Annotated in this window: 2 protein-coding genes; both read right to left on the bottom strand. The window is 36.7% G+C overall.

The genetic code is table 11. The annotated features are described in order from the left end of the window. Window positions 1–368: 368 nt before the first annotated feature. Window positions 369–557 carry a hypothetical protein gene (locus HDE68_RS26320; protein ID WP_183885705.1) on the bottom strand — a complete coding sequence of 63 codons (189 nt, stop codon included), beginning with the start codon at window positions 555–557 and terminating at the stop codon, window positions 369–371. Continuing rightward, the gene (locus tag HDE68_RS26315) at window positions 544–1,125 is read right to left on the bottom strand and encodes a zeta toxin family protein (protein ID WP_183885703.1); all 582 of its coding nucleotides are present in this window, start codon (window positions 1,123–1,125) and stop codon (window positions 544–546) included. Before HDE68_RS26315 ends, HDE68_RS26320 begins: the two co-directional genes overlap by 14 nt. Window positions 1,126–1,643 lie beyond the last annotated feature (518 nt).

Here is a 1,643-nt window from a genome sequence, read left to right as displayed (position 1 = left end):
AAGCCAAACAATATCCCACTATTAATTGTATGCTTAACCTAACTGCATGGTTTACAACCATAAAAACTTTAAACCAATTCAACAAAGAAAGAATAAACACGTTTTTTGACCTGGAAATCAATAAAAAATAAGGATTGCTTATGATAGTAAACCTATCAATTCTTCCTGTTTTCAGTAATTAGTCTGGTTTTTTTCAAAATAAAATTAAAAAACACCTGCATAAGTATCAAAATGTCCGATATGAGTAAACAGAGATCAGAAAACAGCTGATATAACTTAAATTATTATATCCTGAAAGGAATAAGAAAGCTTTATCAATTATACGGGAACAAAAAGATTTATTGCAGGGGTATCATACCGAATGATACCTATTCCGATAAGGTTTTGAGCAGATCTTTAGCAGGAACAGATTTAGCATTCCCATCCTGGTCACCTATAACAAGGCTCTCATCCTTCAGGGCAGCTTCTTCAGCCAGTTTCTTCAAAGCCTTTTTAAGTCCTGTCATTACCTTATCGGTAAACGTGCCACTTTGAGGTAAAGAATCAGGTACTTTCATGATTTTGCTGTTTAATGATAGTATCCCAAAGTTCGCTATTAAAAATTGTTTTTCCAAAGCCATCAAATTTCGCAATCACCTCCGGCTCCAGGTCTGTATTGTTTACGATTGTCCATTCATCGCATAAGACCATATAGAGATTACATAAATTATAAATTCCCCTATAATATCTTCGCTCTATGACATCCGCAGGAATATAATGTCCTCCAACACTCACGCGCTTATTTACGCGTTCTACAGTCAGCTTTGGAGAACTTAACCAAAAAAACAATAAACTAACCCGATACCCCCTTAATTGAGCTTGTTTGACCAGGGCAACATAACCTCGGCTGGATAGCGTAGTTTCAAAAGCAAAGTCGACCTGCGCAGTAATTAATTCACGAATGCGTTTCAGCATAATCCTGCCTGATTCAAAGGCTACACTTTCAGGATTAAAAGGAGATAAGCCACGGGCTATATTATCTGCATTGACAAACTCCATACAGTTTAGAAATTCTGGCAGGATTATATTGCAGGCAGTTGTCTTACCAGCACCATTGCAACCCGATATGATATAAAGATTAGGCAAAAGAACCTGCCTTCCCGTAAAAAGATTGAATAGCCAGGACAAAAACTACTACAGACAATCTTTCCTGTATACCATCCCGAAAATAAAGGGTTGATTGCTTCATCAAATTAAAGATAAAAATTATCATTCTCCTTCCCAAGACTTATTAGCCTTTTATAAAAGCTTTGAATACAATAGCTATGTGCCAGTAGCATGACACCCCAATTGATGAGAACAAGAATTCATATTCAGGAGATGAGCCAATCAGTTGCAGGAATAATAATTGTAACCAGGCATTTCTATTATTAAAGATTAAAATAACCTGGATTATTTAGGATGACCCGGCTGGATCTGGAATTGTCGATCTGTGAATAAGGTAATGTCCCGGAGAACCAAAGTTGTAAACCTATTTCTGAAACAAAGGTTCTACACCGTGGATATATTTCAATGTATGAACCACGGGATCTGCTAAGATTAAGCACAGGCAATGGGGGCACTAGAATCAGATAAACAGCCCTCCATTTAAAAAACCCCTATAA

Source organism: Pedobacter cryoconitis (assembly GCF_014200605.1).
Lineage (GTDB): Bacteria > Bacteroidota > Bacteroidia > Sphingobacteriales > Sphingobacteriaceae > Pedobacter > Pedobacter cryoconitis_B.
The sequence above is the reverse complement of the archived record's forward strand: the minus strand, read 5'-3'. Positions and strand labels throughout refer to the sequence as shown.